The 20,351-nt window shown below is 56.8% G+C and carries 21 protein-coding genes; 13 read left to right on the top strand and 8 right to left on the bottom strand.

The genetic code is table 11. From position 1 onward, the window contains the following. Positions 1-78: 78 nt before the first annotated feature. The 4 genes from hemH to FLQ44_RS20490 all read right to left on the bottom strand — a co-directional run bounded on the left by hemH (position 79) and on the right by FLQ44_RS20490 (position 6,134). Entirely contained in the window at positions 79-1,164 is a 1,086-nt protein-coding gene (gene hemH / locus FLQ44_RS20505; RefSeq protein WP_147695840.1) for a ferrochelatase, read from the bottom strand. A 98-nt stretch (positions 1,165-1,262) separates the two neighbouring features. Next, the gene (locus tag FLQ44_RS20500; protein WP_147695839.1) at positions 1,263-3,563 is read right to left on the bottom strand and encodes a DNA translocase FtsK; all 2,301 of its coding nucleotides are present in this window, start codon (positions 3,561-3,563) and stop codon (positions 1,263-1,265) included. Between the two features lie 73 nt (positions 3,564-3,636). Continuing rightward, entirely contained in the window at positions 3,637-4,746 is a 1,110-nt protein-coding gene (locus FLQ44_RS20495) for an anhydro-N-acetylmuramic acid kinase (protein ID WP_147695838.1), read from the bottom strand. Between the two features lie 53 nt (positions 4,747-4,799). After that, positions 4,800-6,134, bottom strand: coding sequence for a M23 family metallopeptidase (locus FLQ44_RS20490; RefSeq protein ID WP_147695837.1), 1,335 nt, complete (start codon positions 6,132-6,134; stop codon positions 4,800-4,802). A 269-nt stretch (positions 6,135-6,403) separates the two neighbouring features. Here FLQ44_RS20490 and FLQ44_RS20485 point away from each other — a divergent pair, with 269 nt between their 5' ends. Further along, entirely contained in the window at positions 6,404-7,411 is a 1,008-nt protein-coding gene (locus tag FLQ44_RS20485) for a hypothetical protein (protein WP_147695836.1), read from the top strand. Further along, the gene (gene recJ, locus FLQ44_RS20480) at positions 7,408-9,093 is read left to right on the top strand and encodes a single-stranded-DNA-specific exonuclease RecJ (RefSeq protein WP_147695835.1); all 1,686 of its coding nucleotides are present in this window, start codon (positions 7,408-7,410) and stop codon (positions 9,091-9,093) included. Before FLQ44_RS20485 ends, recJ begins: the two co-directional genes overlap by 4 nt. A 20-nt stretch (positions 9,094-9,113) precedes the next feature. Here the strand turns inward: recJ and FLQ44_RS20475 are convergent, their stop codons facing one another. Further along, a complete protein-coding gene (locus FLQ44_RS20475; protein ID WP_147695834.1) occupies positions 9,114-9,599 on the bottom strand; it encodes a DUF3693 domain-containing protein in 486 nt (161 codons plus the stop codon). Between the two features lie 96 nt (positions 9,600-9,695). Between FLQ44_RS20475 and FLQ44_RS20470 the strand changes: the two genes are divergently transcribed. The 11 genes from FLQ44_RS20470 to FLQ44_RS20420 all read left to right on the top strand — a co-directional run bounded on the left by FLQ44_RS20470 (position 9,696) and on the right by FLQ44_RS20420 (position 17,143). Next, positions 9,696-9,965: a hypothetical protein gene (locus tag FLQ44_RS20470; RefSeq protein ID WP_147695833.1), complete on the top strand. Its 270-nt coding sequence runs from the start codon at positions 9,696-9,698 to the stop codon at positions 9,963-9,965. Positions 9,966-10,091: 126 nt separating this feature from the next. Beyond that, positions 10,092-10,415: a single-stranded DNA-binding protein gene (locus tag FLQ44_RS20465; RefSeq protein ID WP_147695832.1), complete on the top strand. Its 324-nt coding sequence runs from the start codon at positions 10,092-10,094 to the stop codon at positions 10,413-10,415. Between the two features lie 2 nt (positions 10,416-10,417). Continuing rightward, complete coding sequence (locus FLQ44_RS20460) at positions 10,418-10,636, top strand: hypothetical protein (RefSeq protein WP_147695831.1); 219 nt, start codon at positions 10,418-10,420, stop codon at positions 10,634-10,636. A gap of 116 nt (positions 10,637-10,752) precedes the next feature. Next, positions 10,753-12,453, top strand: a complete 1,701-nt coding sequence (locus FLQ44_RS20455) for a replication endonuclease (protein WP_170253048.1) — start codon at positions 10,753-10,755, stop codon at positions 12,451-12,453. After that, positions 12,454-12,726: a hypothetical protein gene (locus FLQ44_RS20450; protein WP_147695829.1), complete on the top strand. Its 273-nt coding sequence runs from the start codon at positions 12,454-12,456 to the stop codon at positions 12,724-12,726. A gap of 4 nt (positions 12,727-12,730) precedes the next feature. Beyond that, the gene (locus tag FLQ44_RS20445; RefSeq protein WP_147695828.1) at positions 12,731-12,940 is read left to right on the top strand and encodes a major capsid protein; all 210 of its coding nucleotides are present in this window, start codon (positions 12,731-12,733) and stop codon (positions 12,938-12,940) included. 114 nt (positions 12,941-13,054) lie between these two features. After that, complete coding sequence (locus FLQ44_RS20440) at positions 13,055-14,428, top strand: virulence factor TspB C-terminal domain-related protein (RefSeq protein ID WP_147695827.1); 1,374 nt, start codon at positions 13,055-13,057, stop codon at positions 14,426-14,428. Then, positions 14,428-14,730, top strand: a complete 303-nt coding sequence (locus tag FLQ44_RS20435; RefSeq protein ID WP_147695826.1) for a DUF2523 family protein — start codon at positions 14,428-14,430, stop codon at positions 14,728-14,730. The genes FLQ44_RS20440 and FLQ44_RS20435 overlap by 1 nt, the downstream gene beginning before the upstream one ends. Positions 14,731-14,733: 3 nt before the next feature. Beyond that, positions 14,734-15,861 carry a zonular occludens toxin domain-containing protein gene (locus FLQ44_RS20430; RefSeq protein WP_147695825.1) on the top strand — a complete coding sequence of 376 codons (1,128 nt, stop codon included), beginning with the start codon at positions 14,734-14,736 and terminating at the stop codon, positions 15,859-15,861. 17 nt (positions 15,862-15,878) lie between these two features. Next, complete coding sequence (locus FLQ44_RS20425; RefSeq protein WP_147695824.1) at positions 15,879-16,154, top strand: hypothetical protein; 276 nt, start codon at positions 15,879-15,881, stop codon at positions 16,152-16,154. Positions 16,155-16,357: 203 nt separating this feature from the next. Beyond that, on the top strand, positions 16,358-17,143 hold the full coding sequence (locus tag FLQ44_RS20420; protein WP_147695823.1) for a DNA cytosine methyltransferase: 786 nt from the start codon (positions 16,358-16,360) through the stop codon (positions 17,141-17,143). 246 nt (positions 17,144-17,389) lie between these two features. Here the strand turns inward: FLQ44_RS20420 and FLQ44_RS20415 are convergent, their stop codons facing one another. The 3 genes from FLQ44_RS20415 to FLQ44_RS20410 all read right to left on the bottom strand — a co-directional run bounded on the left by FLQ44_RS20415 (position 17,390) and on the right by FLQ44_RS20410 (position 20,293). After that, complete coding sequence (locus FLQ44_RS20415) at positions 17,390-17,587, bottom strand: hypothetical protein (protein WP_147695822.1); 198 nt, start codon at positions 17,585-17,587, stop codon at positions 17,390-17,392. Positions 17,588-18,480: 893 nt separating this feature from the next. After that, entirely contained in the window at positions 18,481-18,621 is a 141-nt protein-coding gene (locus FLQ44_RS24190; protein WP_206209029.1) for a hypothetical protein, read from the bottom strand. A gap of 64 nt (positions 18,622-18,685) precedes the next feature. After that, a complete protein-coding gene (locus FLQ44_RS20410; RefSeq protein ID WP_147695821.1) occupies positions 18,686-20,293 on the bottom strand; it encodes a DNA recombination protein RmuC in 1,608 nt (535 codons plus the stop codon). Positions 20,294-20,351: the final 58 nt, after the last annotated feature.

Below are 20,351 nucleotides of genomic sequence, written 5' to 3'. Positions count from 1 at the left end.
ACTTATTGAACAAAGTTTTCACAAATGAACAAAGGCGCACCATTGAGGTGCGCCTTTGTGAAAAAAATTGGCCTTTTTCTAGCTTTTTGCGCCACAGCTGCGGGCACGTAGTTGTCGCATTTCTGCATCATCCGGTGTTGTTATCCAGCCACCCAGGTTGGCCGCAGCGATTTCTGCCAGGGCGGTAATCCATGCCGGGCGCTCGTTCAGGCAGGCTATATAGCGGTACTCCTTGCCGCCGTGGGTCAGGAAATCTTCTTTTCCTTCCATGGCAATTTCTTCCAGGGTCTCCAGGCAGTCGCCCACAAAGCCCGGGCACATGATGTCAATTTTCGATACGCCATCGCGCGCCAACTGGCTGAGTACCTCGGTGGTGTAGGGTTTGATCCATTCTGCTTTGCCAAACCGGCTCTGGAAGCTGACCACGTATTCCGCCTTGCTCAGCCCCAGCTCTTCGGCCAGCAAACGGCCGGTTTTGAGGCATTCGCAGTGGTAGGGGTCCCCTTTGTCCAGCGTGAAGCGTGGCACACCATGAAAGCTCATCACCAGTTTTTCTGCCCGACCGTTCAGGCGCCAGTGTTCGCGCACGCTATCTGCCAGTGCCTGTATATAGGCGGGGTGATCGTGAAAGTGGCGTACGGTGCGCACTTCCGGCATGTTGCGCATTTTTTGCAGGGTGCGGAACACGTCGTCCAGCGCGGTGGCGCTGGATGAGCCAGCGTATTGCGGGTACAGCGGTATCACTAGCAGGCGCTCTACGCCGGCTTCCCGCATCTTGATCATGGTTTGCTCGACAGATGGCTGGCCGTAGCGCATGGCGTAGTCCACCACCAGGTTGCGCATGCCTTGCTCGCCCAGCAGGCCTTTTAGCAGCGTTGCCTGCTTTTGGGTGTGCACCAGCAAGGGGGAGCCATCCGGTGTCCAGATCGTGGCGTATTTCGCCGCACTTTTTGCCGGGCGTACATTCAGAATGATGCCGTTAAGAATGAACCACCAGATCGCCTTGGGGATTTCAATGACACGGCTATCGGACAAAAACTGCTTTAGATAGGGGCGGAGTGCTTTGGCTGTAGGTGCCGTTGGCGTACCCAGATTAATCAGCAGAATGCCTGTTTTCGGGGTGTAATCGTGGCGAAACGCGGGTTCTTTCAGTAGTGCGGGCATGATTTGTCCAGTACAAAGCGAGTGCGCCTAGCTTAACCGGCTAGCGATAAAAAGCAATGGCCGCAAGGCGGCCATTGTAGATAAAAGAGGGCAGGGGCTTACTCTTCGCGCATGGGCACCAGCACGCTGCGGTTACCGTTGGTTTCCATGGCAGAGACAATACCCGTGGCTTCCATTTGTTCAATCAGCCGGGCCGCGCGGTTATAGCCGATGCGTAGCTGGCGCTGCACGGATGAAATGGACGCTTTGCGGGTTTTTATCACAATCGCCACGGCTTCGTCGTACAGCGGGTCGGCTTCCATATCGCCACCGCCACCAGCAGCCCCCGCATCACCACCCGCTTCATCGCCCTCGGGCGTGCCGGTGAGAATGCCGTCTACGTAGTCTGGCTCGCCCGTGGTTTTGAGGAACTCCACCACATGATGCACTTCTTCGTCGGCCACAAAGGCGCCGTGTACGCGCAGCGGGTAGTTGGTGCCGGGGGGCTGGTACAGCATATCGCCCTGGCCTAGCAGGGTTTCTGCGCCCATTTGGTCCAGAATGGTACGGCTATCTATCTTGCTGGATACCTGGAAGGCAATACGGGTAGGAATGTTGGCCTTGATCAGGCCGGTGATCACATCCACCGACGGGCGCTGCGTGGCCAAAATCAGGTGGATGCCGGCCGCCCGCGCTTTTTGGGCTAGGCGGGCAATCAGCTCTTCGATTTTCTTACCCGCTACCATCATCAGGTCGGCCAGCTCGTCGATGACTACCACGATCAGCGGCAGCGTTTCCAGCGGCTCTGGCATGTCGGGCGTCAGGCTGAACGGGTTGGGTATTTTCTCGCCCGCTTTTTCGGCGTCACGAATCTTCTGGTTAAAGCCGGCCAGGTTGCGTACACCCAGTTTGGACATCAGCCGGTAGCGGCGCTCCATTTCGCCCACACACCAGTTCAGTGCGTTGGCCGCTTGCTTCATGTCGGTTACCACCGGGGCCAGCAGATGCGGGATGCCTTCGTATACCGATAGCTCCAGCATTTTCGGGTCCACCATGATCAGGCGGGCTTCTTTTGGCGTGGCCTTATATAGCACCGACAGAATCATGGCATTGATGGCCACCGACTTGCCGGATCCGGTGGTGCCCGCCACCAGTACGTGTGGCATCTTTGCCAGGTCGGCAGAGACGGGCTGCCCGGCAATGTCCTTGCCCAGTGCCATGGCCAGCTTGGATGGCATGTTCTGGTAGCTTTCCGAGCCGACGATTTCAGACATGCGCACGATCTGGCGCTTGGGGTTCGGCAGCTCCAGGCCCATATAGGTTTTGCCCGGGATGGTTTCTACTACGCGAATGGATACCAGGCTCAGGGCGCGGGCCAGATCTTTCATCAGGTTGACGATCTGTGCGCCCTTTACCCCGATGGCGGGCTCGATTTCATAGCGTGTAATCACCGGGCCGGGGTAGGCGGCAATTACCTTCACATCTACGCCAAAGTCGGCCAACTTGCGCTCGATCAGGCGCGAGGTGTATTCCACGGTTTCTGCAGAAACCGGTTCGCCTTGTTCTTTGGGTGGTGCCAGCAGGGTCAGACCTGGCAGGGCGTCGTCACCCGGGGCGGCAAACAGCGATTGTTGTACCGGCTTCACCGCCTTGGGTGATACCGGTACTTCCAGCACCGGGGCTTCTATGCGTACCGGGGGTTTCTCGTCGATCTTTTTCTTTTCCTGCACCACTTTTTCTTCGCGCTGCTTGGCCACCTCGCGGCCGATCTCGCGGTCTTTACTAGCCTGCCAGGCTTGCCAGGCGCCTACCGTGGCATCTTCGATCTTGCCACCCAGGCTTTCCATCAGGTTTAACCAGGACAAGCCGGTAAAGAGTGAGGTGCCAATGGCCGCCAGCACCAGCAATAGCAGGCCCGCGCCGGTACCGCCGAAAGCATGTGCGGCGGCATAGCCCAGCGACTTGCCCAGCATGCCGCCAGCACCGGCCGGCAGTGCCAGTACCTTGTTGCCCAGTATCAGCGCTTCGATGCTGGCGACGCTGGTGAGGGTGACGAGAAAGCCCAGCAAGGCGGCCCAGGTCATGGGGCCGGTTTGGAAATCGGCTTGCTCGATCTTGCGGTAGCCCCAGGCAATGGCAAACAGGCAGAAGCCCACCAGCAGCCATGCCGCATAGCCAAACAGATAGAGCAGGATGTCGGACAGCCAGGCACCAAAGGTGCCGCCGTAATTACGCACCTGCGTGTCGGCGGAGCTGTGCGACCAGCTAGGGTCGGCCGGATTGAAGCTGGCCAGGGTGATAACCAGATAAACAGCCGTCACGGCCATGAGTAGCCACCACGCTTCGCGCAGTAGCGCGGTGAGCTTGGGTGGTAGGGGTTGGGTATTGCGTACGGCAGCTTTACGCTTGAACAGGCGCATTGTTATTTAATGTATGAAGTCAGCCATGCATTATATCGGCAATTTACCCGGTATTTTATCGATCACTTTACATTTACCTCGGATAAAGTGCGCCGAGTACGCGTAAACCGCGCGCGCCGGTCACTTCTGGCAGGTTGGCCGCATGGCGGTGGCTGAAGCACCAGCCCAGCCAGGCAAAGGCAGCCGCTTCGACTTGCTGCGGGCCCAGGCCCAATGCCTCGGTAGTTTCGATATAAATACCTGCAAGGTTGGCCGCAAGGCTGGCCATCAGCACCGGGTTTTGCGCCCCGCCGCCGCAGACATACAGCTCGCGGCAGCATGGCGCAAAGCGCTGCACGGCCGCCGCAATACTGTGGCTGGTGAGTGCCAGTAGCGTGGCTTGCACATCGGCATCGCGCACCGGGCCGTGTAGCCGGGTATGCGCGGCTAGCTGCGCATCCAGCCAGGGCAGGTCAAACAAGTCCCGCCCGGTGCTTTTGGGCAGGTTGGCCGCAAAGTAGGGCTCCGCCACCAGGCGGTCCAGCAGTACGCCCTGTACCTGGCCACTGGCAGCCCACGCGCCGCCCGCGTCGTAGTCCAGGCCGCGATGGCGGCGTATCCAGGCGTCCAGCAGCATATTGCCCGGGCCGGTATCAAAGCCGATTACCGGCAAGCCCGGGCTCAGGCGGGTGAGGTTGGCAATGCCGCCAATATTCAGAATGACGCGCGACACGCTGGTGCTGGCAAAGACGGCCTGGTGAAAAGCCGGTACCAGTGGTGCACCCTGGCCGCCGGCGGCGACATCACGGCTGCGCACATCGCCGATGACATCGATGCCGCATAGCTCGGCCAGCAAGGCGTGGTTGCCGATTTGCAAGGTATAGCCATGCTGCGGAGCGTGGCGGATGGTCTGGCCGTGGCACAGCACCGCCCGTATGTCACCAGCAGCCAGGCCGCTGGCCTGCAGTGCCTGCTGCACAGCCTGGGCATACAGCGTGGCTAGTGTATTGCCCAGCAAGGCACTGCGCGCCAGCTCATCATGGCCAACCGGCTGCAGGGTAAGCACCTGCTCGCGTACGTCTGCGGGGTAGGGTACAAACGCCTCGCCCAGCACGCGCATGGGCTGCGTGGCAAAGTCCACCACAAGGGCGTCGACACCATCCAGACTGGTGCCCGACATTAAACCGATATAAATCTCAGACATAAAAAAGCCCTGGCAAAGAGTGGCTGCCAGGGCGGTGCATGGGTGCGGCCGGTTTAGTCCAGCTGCGCCACGCTGACCGGGATATCCCTGAGCAGCTGAAGGTTGGCCGCCAGCTTAACGCTAGCCTGGCGGAAGGCCAAGCGCTGGCTGGGCGCCAGGCCCGGCACCGGCAGCGCGGTGGTGGCCGGATCGACTGGCTGGCCGTCGATCATCACCTCCATATGCAGATGCGGGCCGGTGGAGCGGCCTGTACTGCCGACAAAGCCGATGACGTCGCCGGCTTTTACCTTGTCGCCAGGGCGCAGGCCTGCCTGGAAGCTGCTCATGTGGGCGTACAGCGTAGACAGCTTGCTGCTGTGCTTCAGCACCACCACATTGCCATAGCCGCTTTGCTGCGCCACGGTGGCCACAGTGGCATCAGATGGCGCCACAATGGGCGTGCCGCTGGCCGCCGCGTAATCCACACCCTCGTGCATGCGCAGCGAGCGCAGAATAGGGTGGAAGCGCATGCCAAAGCCGGAGCTGATGCGGGCGTTAACCGGCTGCATGGTAAAGCCCTTTTTCAGCGGCTTGCCGGCTGCGTCGTAATAGCCGCCAGACTCGCTGTCGTGCTCAAAGTAAAATGCCTGGTAGACCTTGCCTGCCCGAACAATCTCGGCCCCCAGGATATTGCCACTGGCCAGCGGCGTGCCTTTGTACTGCAGGGTCTCGTACACCAGGCTGATCTTGTCACCCGGGCGCAGCGCGGCCAGCGGTAGCTGGTCGGCAAAAATCTCGGACAAACTGGTGCGAATCTCCACCGGCACTTGTGCCTGTGCCAGTGCACCGGTAGCGCTGGTTTTGACCAGCACCGACCTCACCGTCTGCACGGTTTGCATCTCGGGCGCATCGGCACTGGCCTGCCACTGGTCACCGTTTTTCTCGATCACCACCAGCACTTTTTCGCCGTTTTCATCATCATTCAGAAAGCGCAGGCCAAACAGCTCGCCTTGGTCGTTCAGCTCCACCGACAAGGTGGCGCCAGAGCGCAGCTTCAGCAGATCACGCGATAGCGGGCTGGCATGGATAAAGCGCGTGGCTTCGCCGTCGTCCACGCCCAAGCGGTTCAGCAGGCGGGCAATGGTGTCGCCACGCTGCACCGCTTCGTCACGCCAGTAACGCAGGCCAGAAGACTTTGCGGCGGGCAGGGGGGGTAGCACCAGCTGTTCGGTAAACTGCTGTGCCAGCGGCGCCGCTGGTTTGGGCAGCGCCTGCTCCTGGGTAATCGCCAGCGCCGTCACAGCGCCCATAAACGGCAAGCAGGCAGTGGCGCCCAGCCAGGTCATGGGGTTGTTGATCAGCCGTGCTACCCACTTTTGCGGGAAGGCCAGCAGTTTGCGATAATCCATATTCTGATGACTCGTGTGGCATAAGCCTTCATCGCATGACGAATCAGCTTAAATACTGCGCCGCTAAAGTGCTACTTTGGCAGCAATAAATAACAAAGCAGGGCATGCTAGCAAAAACACGGCACCACTGCAAACCAGAAACCCCTGCCAAATCAATCTACTAGTCAAACGGCCAGGGCAACCTGCACCAACAGACAGCGCGCGGGGGCGGATGGTTCTACATACCCCACATTTGTTTTGTTAAGAAACAAAAACAGCCTGGCACTTTTATGAAACTCACCCTGCACTTGCCCGGCCTGGCCTGGTACGACGCTTATGATGGCGCAGACGTCTGCCGTGACCTCGCCACCCCGGCACTGTCGCTGATGCTAGCCCGCGGCCAACGTAGCGCCCGCCCGGCTCTGCCAAGCCAGCACCTGCTGCAAAGTTTTAACGTGCCCGCATTGGCCATCGCCGCCACCCTGGCCCGCCAGGCCGGGCTGGATACTACCGGCCGGCACTGGCTGATTGCCGACCCGGTCAATTTGCGGGTAGACCGCGATCGCGCCTTGCTGGGCGATGTAGGCATCATGAACCTGGCGCAAAGCGAAGCTGACCAGCTTGTCGCCAGCCTGAACCAGCTCTTTGCCGAAGATGGTTTTACGTTCCACGCCCCGACACCGGCGCGCTGGTTCATTTCATTACCGGCAGCCACCGGCGCCAGCTTCACCCCCTTGCCCGATGTCATTGGCCAGGACATCAACCACCATCTGCCAAGCGGGCAAAACGGTATGCGCTGGAGCCGTTATCTGAACGAAATGCAGATGCTGCTCTACACCCATGCGGCCAACGATGCGCGTGAGCTGCGTGGCGATACGCCGGTTAACAGTGTGTGGTTATGGGGAGAGCAGGGTGCCAGCAGCCCCGCGCCGCAAGCCTTTGCCCCGCTGCTATATAGTGACAACCCGCTTTATCAGGCACTGGCCGCAGAGTGCGGCATGGCTATTGAAGCTGCTCCCTATCAGTTTTCCGGCCTGCAGGGCGAGCACGTGCACCTGGTGATGGACCAGCTGGAGGCCGCCGCACAGTTTCGCGACGCCTGGGGCTGGCGCGAAACACTGAAGCGGCTGGAGCAAGACTGGTTCGCCCCCATGTTGGCCGCACTCAAGGCCGGCAAACTACAGGTGCTCGAACTCAGCTGCGATGGCGATGCCGGCTTCACCCTGCGCATCACCCCGCGCCAGCTGTGGAAATTCTGGCAATCCGGCCAACCTCTCGCCACTCTGTACCCGCAATGACCCAGATCACCACCCGCAGCTACCCGGCCAGCCGGCAACAAACCCTGTGCGAGCAAGGCATCCACCCGCTGATGGCACGCCTGTACGCCGCCCGCGGCATCGACAATGCAGGCGACGTGGACTACGCACTCAAAGGCCTGCTGCCGTACCACAGCATGAAAAACATCCTGGCCATGGCAGCCCGGCTGGCCGATGCCATCAGCCAGCGGCAGCGCATGCTGGTGGTGGCCGATTACGACGCCGACGGCGCCACCGCCTGCACCGTGGCGGTAAAAGGCCTGGCGGCCATGGGGGGCGTGATTGACTTTATCGTGCCGAACCGTTTCGAGTACGGCTACGGTCTCACGCCGGAAATCGTTGCGTTGGCCGCACACAGCCAGCCGGACATCATCCTCACCGTCGACAACGGCATAGCCAGCGTGGCAGGCGTAGAAGCAGCCAAAACACTAGGCATAGAGGTGCTGATTACCGACCACCACTTGCCCGGCGACACCTTGCCCGACGCACTCATCGTGAATCCCAACCAGGCAGGCTGTGATTTCCCCTCCAAAAATCTGGCCGGTGTCGGGGTCATGTTTTACGTGCTGATGGCCCTGCGTGCCGAGCTGCGCCAGCGCGGCCACTTTGCGGCCAACCCTGAACCCAACCTGGGCGAGCTGCTCGACATCGTCGCCCTGGGCACGGTGGCCGACGTTGTCCGGCTGGATAGAAACAACCGTATCCTGGTCGATAACGGGCTGCGCAGAATGCGGGCAGGGCGCATGGCCCCCGGCATTGCCGCGCTGTTTCGCGTCGCCGGGCGCGCAGCGCACAAAGCCAACACCTTTGATTTGGGCTTCACGCTGGGCCCCAGGCTCAACGCGGCAGGGCGCCTGGACGATATGAGCCTGGGCATTGCCTGCCTGCTGGCCAGCAGCGAAGACGAAGCCATGCGCCTGGCGCAAGAGCTGGACCGCCTCAATCGCGAACGCCGCCAGATAGAGCACGGCATGCAAGACGAAGCCCTGGCAGCACTCACTGCCATCGATGCCGACAAACGTTACACACTGGCGCTCTATCGTGACGACTGGCATCAGGGCGTAGTGGGTATCGTAGCCTCCCGTCTGAAAGAAAAATACCACCGGCCAACCATTGTTTTTGCCCCGGGTGACGAGGGCGAAATCAAAGGGTCAGGGCGCTCCATACCCGGTTTCCACCTGCGTGACGCACTGGACCTGGTGTACAAACGCCATCCGGGCATGATCCTGAAATTTGGTGGCCACGCCATGGCAGCAGGGCTAACCATCGCCGAACAGGCGTTATCGACATTTCAGCAGGCATTCGAAGATGTAGCGCAAGGCTTGATGGATGAAAGCGCCTTGACACGCACCCTGGAAACCGATGGCAGCCTCAGCGCCAGGGAGCTGAACCTGCCAACGGCTGAAACGTTGGCCGCAGAAGTATGGGGCCAAGGCTTTGCGCCGCCCACATTCCAGGACAGGTTTCAGGTCATCAGCCAGCGCATGGTGGGCGACAAGCATCTGAAGCTGCGCCTGGCCAAAGACGGTGTGCAATGCGACGGCATGATTTTCAACCGCACCGACTGGCTGCCAGATGAAATCCATGCCGTCTACCAGCTAGCGGCCAACGAATGGCAAGGTCGCAAAGAACTGCAGATTTACCTGCAGCACGTTGCGCCATAGATTTGAGCGTGAGTGTGACGCTACGTGGTGGTGCAAGTGCCTCGCCACGTAGCCGTTGCGGTACGTTGGATTAACAAATGATAGGAAATCGATGTAGAGGAGTGGCGTGCAGTACCGTTTTTGCTCCTAAATTTGACATAATAAACATTTGTCATTTGCTCGCCAGCGACGGTGTAGGCCTGTGCCGTGCTAGGCGCTGCCATCGTCGTTGCCCCCAGTGCTGCCGCTATCGCTAGGCCGCTGAGGGTTTTTCGAAAATCCCGCCAAAATTCTTGTTTTTCCTCGCTTTTTGCCCTTTCTTCTTCGCATGCCGCCATGATTTTCATGGGGTCAATCCCTAGATATCGGCCAACCATGATGCATGCAAAGTTGTCCATACGGCTTACGCATTTTCTGTAGTTGCTTAGGGCTTGAGGCGTCATTTTTAGCCTTTCGGCCTTCTTCTTGTCCGTCTCGTCTCCCATTCGCTCTAGTGCTTCTTCTAGGTAGCTGATTGAAGTTCTCATAAATTCACCTTGAGTAATACAAGCGCTTGTAGTTAGGATTGCCGCTACAAGGTCTTGTAATCTGCATGACCAGATGATTCTAGCAGGGGCAACAGCATGGCACGCAAGCCTAATCAGCAAAAGCAAACACTGCCGCCTTTCGATGAGGTGCGCGGCGCTCGTGACCGTTCCGAGTTCTTCATGAACTTCAATGCCGTTGAACTTGCATCGCTCGTTGTTGACGGTGCGCCCCTTCCTGAGCAGCTCGAACTCGTCAAGCAGCGGTTTGCAAGGGCGCGTGACGCTTTCTTGGTAGCGGATGCTGCTTATGAAGACTGGTGGGTTTGCTATCGCTCCCTGTCTTTTCCGGTTTCTGAGGGCTCTTGATGCATATCGAACTCGCGGCAGTGGTTGGGCTTCTTGCCTTGTCGCCGCTTCTCGGTCGTGCTGTTGCCGTCTTTCTCCACCGTCTTTTTGCCGCCTGACGTCGGCTTTTTATTCGGAGTACATCACATGATCGTTATCGAAGTTGAAGACAAACCCGTCACAGAAAAGGCATGGCAACGTGATGGCCGTTCCGGTGTAAGCCGTAGCCAAACCGCCTATGCCGCCACCTACGATCAGGAAACCGGCAAGCTGAAACGCTACCCCGTTGAAACCCGCATCCGCCTTGCTGCCGATCAGGTGCCGTACGCGCCGGGTATGTATGTCCTTTCCCCGGTGTCTGTCTACGTTGGCGAGTATGACGCCATGACGCTTGCCCCTAAGCTGGTTTCGGTCGAAGAGTTCATGGCCACGATTGCCCCGGCCATGGCCGCTCTTAAAAAGGCGCCCTAATCATGTTCGCCCCGAACCTGCCCGAGCTCATCCCGTCACAATTCCCCGGCTATAAGCGCGTGGCGTTTGACGATTTGACCCTGTCGGAAAAGCACCACCTCCGCAAGCTCGGGGCGCAACACATGCCGGAATACACCGTCGAGCAGCTGTCTATCTACCGCTGCCCGGAAGGTATTACTTTCCTGTCGCCCCTGACTGCTGAAAAAGGTCTGGTGCGATGAACCCGCTACGCACCGTTACCCCATTGTTTGCGCCTGTTAAGGGTCGCCACGCTCCTGCGCTGGCTGATCAACAGTGGGCAATGCGCCGTATCAAGTCGGCTGACCTGTCCCCGGATATGTCGTCCGTCCTGCTTCGTGCATGGTCACGCAAACATGGTAGCGGTGCTGGCCGTTCTTGGATTGATGCCAATGACTGGCTTAAACGATTCGTCCATGGCGGAACTGTGGCCGGGCTGCCCCGTGATATTTGCACAGCAGCTAGAAAACGCCATGTGTACCTTGATCACGACGAAATCAGCGCGGCCGCAGAAAAACTTGCTGATGCTGTCATGCGTAGCAGCTGGCCCTATCACCCAGCGCCTGAGGTCGATGAGCTGGCAGCTGCCGCGCTACTTCCTTTGCCGCCCTCCGACATCTCAAGGGCAATCGACAAGGAAACCGGCGAGTGCGACCGGGACAAAATCGTTGCCATCAGAAAAGCCGCAAGGCTCCGCGGATGCGACCCGATCTATTGGAAGCGTCAGATTAGGGCGGTACACGGTAGCGCTTTCGAGCGTCTCGCTGTCAATGCCGGACTCGTCAGCCGCAATAGAGCTTTGTACGTCTCCGATAGAACCCATGCCGTAGTACAGGCGCGGCGCCGCCGTTCCGCTGACATTCTGGCCAACCTCGTTGCCACCAATGAACAGGGCGACCAATTCACCCTGCAGGAACTGGCCGACAAGTCCCCGGCCAACCCGGTGATAAAACGCGCTGAACTCATGGTTCGGGCGCGTGGCCTTGAAGAGTATGCAAAAGAACAGGGCTGCTCCGCTGTTTTCGTGACGCTCACAGCCCCCGGCCACATGCACCCACGCCTGAGCAAAGGCGGCGGGGAAAACCCAAATTACACGGGCGAGGATGGCCGCCAGGTTCATGAGTACCTGAACACCGTATGGCGTCGCACCCGTGCACAGTGGGCGCGTGATGGCGTCCAGTTCTTCGGCGTCCGCACTGTTGAGCCGCATCACGATGGTACGCCGCATTGGCACATGCTCTTGTTCGTCCAGCCCGGCCAGATAAAGACCGCGCTCCGCACCTTCCGCGCTTACTCCCTGCAGGACAGCCCGAACGAAAAGGGCGCTTGGCTGCGTCGCTTTACCTTCAAGCGCATTGACCCGGCTAAAGGCTCCGCTGTTGGCTACCTCGCAAAGTACATCAGTAAAAACATTGATGGCGGCTGCGCTGATGGCTCCAGTCTGACCGGCGTAGACCATGAGTCTGGCAAATCCTCACTGGTGGAATCTGCCGCCCGTGTTGGTTCGTGGGCTTCTACAAATCGCGCCCGGCAATTCCAGTTCTTCGGCACTGCCTCTGTCACTGTCTGGCGTGAGCTTCGCCGCCTGACTGCAGATCAGGTTCAAGAGGGCTTGCGGGATCTCTTTGCAGCTGCTGACGCCTCTGATTGGGCGCAATTCATGCGCCTGTCGCTTACCGCTGACGTGCTGCCATACCGCGAAGAACGCACAAACCGCTATGAAGAGCCGGTAAAGGTGGTACGCGGTATCACCTTCAATGGCGAAGCCATCATTACCCGTGTTCACCAGTGGCACATCGAGAGCGCAAATAGCGCGGGGCGTGCCGACAAGCGGCTTGCCGCTGGCGGCGCGTCCGCGCCTTGGACTCGTGTCAATAACTGTACGGCTCCGATTACTTACACCGGCAGGATGCCGGAAGTAATCCCCCCGGATACACCCATTACACCCATTCCCCCGTTAACTATACCTGCTGGTCGGATACATCCCGATTGGCACGCTTTCATAATGGGGAATGCATAAATGCCGCAATGCGTAGAGTTTAAAACGCCAACATATGGCGGTGATCCTATAGATCAGCCTGTTTTGGTTGCTTCATCTGCTGACCTGGCTAATTGCCCTGGCTATGTCCTGGTGACGCAACAAGAATATAGCAGCATGAATACTACGTTTTTCGTGCCGCTTTCTATTACTGACGGTGCATCTATTGCCCTAGGTATAGCTGCCCTTTGGGGCTTGGCCTTTGCATATCGCAATATTGGCCGTTTTATTTCTCCATCCACAAATGAGGATTAATCCCATGAAATCGAAACTTCAACTGCTGAAACGCGTCGCTCTGGCTTCCGTAATTGGTGCTGCTGCTGCATCCGCTCACGCTGCTGCGCCTACTATCGACATCACCCCCGTGACTGATGCAATTCAGGCGGGTGGTGTCGCCATTGCCGCTATCGGCGCTGCAATGCTGGGCTTCTTCGCCATCAAGAAAATGTGGCGCATGGTTCGCCCGTAACCCTGTCACACAAATAAGGGGGAAGGGGGCTTATTGCCCCCTTTTTGCATATGGAAGGCTATATTGTTCTGTTTGCCCTGGTCGGGGCGTTTTGGATTCTATTTAGGTGACGCCATGAAAGCTCTGCGGGTTATTTTCCTGTCTTTATTCATGCTCTGGCAGTTGATATTTCCTGTTAGGGCTTATGCCTTCGCGCCTCTTATCGGCTTGGCCATGGGGGCTGGTGCCCGTTTTACGCTTACTCAAGCTGGCCGTTACCTTGCACCCATCATCGGGCTCACTATTGCTGGCCTCATATACCCTAGGCTTGATGGCAATACACAAACCCCAGTACCTGACTGGCCCACAAAGCCTGATGCTGACGGCAAGCCTGTATCTGTTCCTCCTCCTGTATCGCCCTCCTCAGATCAACTTATCTGTGAGGGTGGCAGGCCATGCTTGGAAGTTATTTATGAAGACTGGCCTTTTGCGCGTCCTGAGCATGGTGGCCGCGTTGAGGGTGCTTGTGCTTGGAATGCTGCTGGTGCTTTTGGCGGGTGCAAGTCTGTTATTGAAACCAAAAAGACTTGTCCATCTGGTTATGCTCTGAATGGTGACTCTTGTGCTTTGGCAACGCCTGCGGATGTTCAAAAGCCTGCGGGTCTTGAATGTGAAATTGTTTTCCGTGGTGGTTCATTCTCTGCTGATCCGTCAAACCCTGCTTGCAATGGTGTTACCAGTTTCGATCGCGGGGGTTGTACTTTTTCCATCTCTGGTGGGTCTATGTCGGCATCTTGTCAGGGTGGTTCTGAGTCTATTTCCATAGGTGGTGGCAATGTTACCTATAAGACGCCTTCAGGCACGGTAACTGGCACGCTTGAATCAAAAGGTGATGGTCAACCTCCTGTAATTAGCCTTCCACCTGGCGCGCTTGGTGCTCCCTCATCTACTGGCGGCACTGGCACTGGTACTGGCACTGGTACTGGTACTGGTACTGGTACTGGTACTGGTACTGGTACTGGTACTGGTACTGGTACTGGCACTGGCTCCGAAGAAGTCCCGCCCTTAGATCTCTCGTCCATTACTACGGCTATTTCTAGTGCCGTATCAGCCATAAAAGCGACTATATCTAATGCCGTTACATCTGTGGTTAATGCCGTTCAGGCTTCAGCCACGGCCATTTCTAGTGCGGTAGCTTCTGCCGTTTCTCCTCTGACTGGTGCTGTTGCCTCTATCAAGGATTTCTTATTCTCTACTGATATGCCAGATGTGGAAAAAAAGGCCATCAAGACTGAGGATGTAAAATTGACCCTGGATGCTAAAAATAAATATTTCACATCCAATTCGTGCCCTGAGCCAAAAAAGCTGCCTATCAATATAATGGGCACTGATACAGAGCTGGTATTTACTTACAAGCCGTTTTGTGACCTGTCCATAATGATTAACCCGTTCTTTGTCTTGCTCGGTTATTTCATGGCTGCCAGGACTATATTTAGGGGTGCGCAATAATGTGGAAAATACTAGGCGGTTTATTGCTTTACCTGGTCGAACCGATTATTGCCAAAGTGGCAGGGGCGTTTACATTTGGCTTGGTTTCTTATACTGGTATAAAGATAGTTTTCGAACAGCTAGATAGTATGCTTGTCGGTATGGCTGGCTCTATCGGTCATGATATATATTCGATTCTTTCCCTTATGGGATTTGGTGACGTCCTGGCTATCAATATGGCAGCTTTACTTATCCGCTCTTATCTTGACGGCGTTAATAGTACTGGCTCAATGATTCGCTCTCGTTTTGGTTCTAAGGATTAATCCATGCTTAATCTGATTACTGCTGTGCCTGGTAGTGGCAAGACCCTTTATGTTATCGACACTGTTAGAAAAGAAGCCCAGGTAGAAATTGAAGGTATTGGAAAGCGCCAGGTCTATTATCACGGCATTCCATTAACTGAGCTTGGCAAGGCCAAATTAGACTGGATAGAGCTGGAAGACCCTAAGCAATGGCATGACTTGCCAAAGGGCTCAATCATTGTGATTGATGAGTGTCAAAAGCATTTTGGGGTGCGTAGGTCTGGTTCTGAGGTGCCTAAATATATTGGTGACTTTGCCGTCCATCGTCACAAGGGTTTCGATGTCTGGCTGATAACCCAGGGGCCAAAGCTGCTTGATTCGTTCATTCGTGAGCTCGTCAATAAGCATCATCATTTGCGCCGAATTATGGGCGCTCCTGCGGCTGACTTGCTCAAGTGGGATTGCTGCGAGATCAGCCCGAACAGCACGGGCGCGGCGTCCAGGTCGGCTGACAAGAGGGTGTTTGCCTACCCAAAGGATGTATACCCGCTTTATAAGTCGGCTGAGGTGCATACACACCGCTTTCAGCTGCCGAAGGGCGTCCGTAATATGCTGCTGATTTTCCTGGTGCTGCCTGTCCTGGCTTTTATCGGCTACAAAGCATTGTCACGATTGGGCGGAACTGCGCCAACTGGTGAGGTCGCCGGTCAGGTTGCGCCTAAGGGTTCGGCTATGGCTCCTGAGGCTAAAACGGTGGCGCTTAAGTCGGCGTCTGACGTGGTGGCCGCGTATACGCCAGCCGTACCGGATAGGCCGGAAACGGCTCCTAGGTATCAGGAAATAGCTAGGCCCGTCACGTTTCCGCGCCTCCAGGGCTGTGTTGCATCGCGTACCAGGTGCACGTGTTACACACAACAGGCCACTGTCTTAGAAGTCCCTGAGGATGTTTGCCAGGGCGTGGCAAGCAAAGGCCGGTTTGATGAGTTTGCACAGCCTTCCCAGGAAAGGCAGGCGGCTGATTCAAGCCAGCAAGGGCAGGGCGGTGCTGCCTCTCCTGGTGGCGCGTCGGTGGTCACTATGGGCGATGCTACGGGCGGCATGCGTATGCCTGGTGGATCTTCGTCATCTAGGTTCTTGAAATCGGATGGATAGGCTAATAGCATGCTCGCATGAGCATCTATCTTTTCATCACACTGGCCTTTCTGGTCATCCTTGTTTTTGCCATGTCTCTAGGTCACGACAGGCGAAGCCGCTGGTTTTCTCGCCTTGGTGCGCGGGACAGGAAGGCGTTTGACCGCCTCGTGGCTGCTTGCGGTGGCAATGAGCAGTTAGCCAGGAAAATGCTTGCACATGAGCGATTGCTTGATGAGCGAGCCACTGAGCATCAAGCGATTATGCGTGCGGTAGGAACTATAGAGAACTACAGGCGGCGTGGCATAAAGTAGGGCGTCTTTCGGGTGTGACTGAGCTGGAGTCCATCACGCCCGGGCTGTCACACTTGCCGTGATTCACCAGGGCTAAATCATCGCCATATTGTCACAGCCGCTCCTCGTGTTTGTTTCTGGTTGTGACTAGTCGGCCGTGACTCATTCTGGACAAGTCACACCAGGTCGGTCACACTTGTTCTGTGACTTACCAGGAGTGAATCATGACGTTACCGTCACAGCTTCTACTTTCATTGTTTCCGGGGATTGACTTGCTTGGTCGTGGTTTTGAGGCTGAGGGTTTTTCTGTTGTTCGTGGTCCAGACCTTATTTACGGCAGCGATATACGCGATTTTCACGTCCCGCCTGGTCGCTTTGATGGCGTAATCGGTGGTAGCCCGTGCCCTGATTTTTCAAAAGCAAGGCGTACAGCACCTACTGGAAATGGCCTTGAGATGCTTGATGAGTTTCAGCGTGTTGTGCTGGAAGCTCGTCCCACTTGGTGGCTACTCGAAAACGTTGCCCAGGTGCCAGATTTGGTCATTGATGGCTATAGCCATCAACGTATTGACATCAATGCTTCTGAGTGTGGCTTGCCACAAAACAGGCTTCGCCATTTCCAGTTTGGTCACAGAGATGGACACGTCATCTCTGTAAGTCGCCAGCCTCGTATCGTTGACGTTGAGCCCTGTTGCACAGCGTCCGAAGGTTCAGACCAGAATCGCCGTGACTATCGGCGTTTTTGCCAGCTTCAAGGCTTACCCGGCGCGCTTGATTTGCCTGCTTTTACGTTGTCTGCCAGGTATCGTGCAGTTGGTAATGGCGTCCCGGTTCCTATGGCACGCCTTCTTGCCTCTGCCATTCTTCATTCGGTCCCTGCTGATTCTGTTCGCTTGTGTTCTTGTGGTTGCGGCAGGCCTGTTTATGGCAGGGCTTCGTTTGCTGAGCCTTCTTGTCGTAAGAGAGTGCAGCGAAGGCGTGAGCGATTAGATGTGATTGACCAGGTGTGACTGAGCTGGAACCTGTCACACCTGGTCAATCACTGTGACACATCCATCGCTAACAGCTGCCGGCTGGTCACGATTGGGGGCTGACCGTAAACGGCGGGGTAGGGTGCTCCTGCCGGGTCAAGGCCAGCAAAGCTGCCCGTAGGGTTTAGCCTTGATGCGGCCAACCTGCAAATAAGCTCACGGCTGTTTCGGGGGTTTGCAAAGCACACCCCCGGAACTGCCAAGCGGCGAGCGTGCCTTTAGGCATTAGTCAGGGAATAGGGAATTCAGCACCATGCCAAAGCGGGCTTGTTTGTGGCATTGGGCTTTGAAGTAGTCGCGTTCTATCAGTAGCTGTTCAATCAGGTCTGTCTGCTTGCTGTAGAGGTGGTATAGCTGGCGGTAGCGTGGCAGGCGTTCCAGCTCGGCAAAGTCGATGGACAGGCTTACGCCGGGGTCGATCACAAGGCGTTCGCCGATTGCTTCTGTGCCGTTCCATGGGCTGTCTGCCTCTATTGTGTTCCGGCGTTTCCACCGTTGCAGATATTTAACATAAATGCCCGGTACGGCTTCCTTGCCGTTTTTCCAGCGTTGTATCTGTGCAATCGTTACGCCCAGCTCTGCGGCTAGCTCGTTTTCGTGCATGGAAAAGTAAAAGAGCCTGACAAGTTCGTCAGGCTCTGTGTGTTTGTATCTGGTGTGTATTGGGAAGTCTCTACGCATAGGTAAAGCGGGTAGTGTATCGAAACTGCAACAGGCGAGAGAGTAGGTAAAAGCGGCGTTTCTGGCGTCTAAATTTGACATAATAAACATTATACGACGTAAATACTAAACCCCTTGGGGGGCTTTCGAGCCTTCAACTGGGCTCATTAACGTCGTCAGAATCACCAGACCGGCCACGGCCAATGTGCCGATTTTGCTTCAAAATCGATGCTGGCACGCATGGATTTTGGCAGCGATCAGGCTGAAACTATTGTCCCGCTTAGGTTGGCCACATGATGTGTAGCGGCATCATTATTTGACTGATTTTGTGGCCAATGTAGCCCTGAATGACGTGCTTGCCCGTCTGAAATCTGTGCAAAACTACGTTTAAAAGTCAAGTTACACCGCAGCATTGCAGTGCATTTTGAAATTGTACAAATTCAATTTGGGATGGTAATGCTCGAAGGAGCTGCTGAGCCATTGCACATGAGACATAACCTGGCCGTCAAAGGCCGCTGTGAGGGCATGCGTGCTAGCTGCGGCGTACATGACAAAGCCGGCCTAGGGCCGGCTTTGTGTTGGGGTGAGTAAAACTAAAGGTTCGTCTGACTAAACACTACTTCAAACTACTTCATTCCAAACACCACAAACAGGTATCAAAACAGGTTGGAGCGTTGCCGGCGGGAGGCCGGGTGCTGCGTGCGCACGGCAATGCGTGCTCGCTTCTGGACTAACGCTTTACGGCTAAAGAACGCAACAAATCCAACTGCAACAACGAGTAAAACCAGCGATTCCAAGATTTGCTCCCTCCTTTCTGTTACCTGAATTTTTTATAGATGACAGGTAATGGCAGTGCAAGAATTATTCTGCGGTTTCTGCTTCATTTTCTGCCGGGGTGTCGGCCAGCAGGTGGCCTGGCAGGCTTTTGCTGCTTTTGGCACCCAGCTTGCGCAGCTTTTCGGCGCGGCCTATCAGGTTGCCGCTGCCGCTGCTGAGCTGGCGCATGGCTTGCTGGTGGCTGTCTTGTAGCTGGCTGATCTGGCGGCCAACCTTTTCCAGTGACTCGGCCAGGCTGGCCAGCTTGTCGTACATAGCGCCGCCTTGGCGGGCGATTTCTTGTGCGTTCTGGTTCTGGTATTCGTAGCGCCAGATGCTGGCCACGGTACGTAGCGTAGCCAGCAGTGTGCTGGGGCCGACGATCATGATGCGGCGCTCGAAGGCTTCGTTGAACAGGCTCATGTCCTGCTGTACGGCCAACAGGTAGGCAGGCTCAACCGGGATGAACATGAACACAAAGTCCAGCGTATTGAGCTTGTACAGGTCCTGGTAGCGCTTGTCCGACAGCGTGCGGATATGCTGGCACAGTGCGGCGATGTGGGCTTTGAGCTCGGCCTCTTGTGTGGCGCGGTCCTCGCTGGCGGTGTAACGCACGTAGGCGTTGAGCGACACTTTAGAGTCGATGACCAGCTGTTTGCCTTCCGGCAAGTCGATGACGACGTCTGGCTGGTAGCGCCGCTGGCTGCCGTCTTCCTGCTCGACACGGTCGGACACCTGTACGCGGTACTCGCGGTTGCGCGTGAGGCCGGAGCTTTCCAGCACTTTTTCCAGCACCATTTCACCCCAGTTGCCCTGGGCTTTGTTGTTGCTGCCGGTTAAGGCATTGGTCAGGGCGATGGCGTCCTGGTTGAGCTGGGTATTGAGCTGCTGCAGCTTGCGTAGCTCGTGCTCCAGCGTCAGGCGCTCTTTGCTGTCTTTGTCGTAGGTATCTTGCACCAGTTTGCCAAAGGCTTGCAGCCGCTCGCCCATGGGTGCCAGCAGCTGGTCGAGGTTTTGCCGGTTTTGCTCGGTAAAGCGCTGGCTTTTTTCTTCCAGGATGTCGTTGGCCAGTACCTTGAATTGCTGGCTCAGGCTTTCACGCGCGTTGGCTAGCATGGCCAGTTTTTCTGCGGCCTGCAGGCGCTCTTGCTCCAGTAGGGTTTGCAGTTGCTGCTTGTCTACTTGCAGCTGGGCGCCCTCTTGCTGCATGGCGGCCAGCTGGGCGTGTAGTTGGCCGCGCTCTTGCAGCAGGCGTTCCATTTGCCTGCCCTGCTCTTCGCTGGCAGCCAGGCGCGCGCCCTGCTCTGCGGCCAACTGCTGCTGGCTTTGCAGCTGCGCTTCGCGTGCTTGCAGCCGGGTTTCCAGCTCGGGGATACGTTGCAGATGGCTGGCGAGGCTGGCGAGCTTTTGCTGGCTTTCGGTGTATTGGGCGTGCAGGGTTTGCAGGGCGTCTTGTGCCTGCTGTTCGCGCTGCTGCAGCGCTTGCCATTGCTGGTTCATGCTGTGCCACTGGCCCTGCAGCTGCGCCAGTTCCAGCTGCACCTCTGCCCTGCCCTGTTGGTAGGCCGCATCGCTTTTGCCGCGCAACAAGAGCCATGCCAGTGCACCGCTGCTGCCTGCCGCCAGAATGGCTGTAATGAGGATGTCTAGCATGTGTCATGGCCTGTGATTTTTGCTTTTTTGATTATGTACATTTTCAGGCGCCAGCGCC

The organism is Vogesella mureinivorans (assembly GCF_007644035.1).
Lineage (GTDB): Bacteria > Pseudomonadota > Gammaproteobacteria > Burkholderiales > Chromobacteriaceae > Vogesella > Vogesella mureinivorans.
This window is presented reverse-complemented; position numbering and strand designations above follow the sequence as displayed.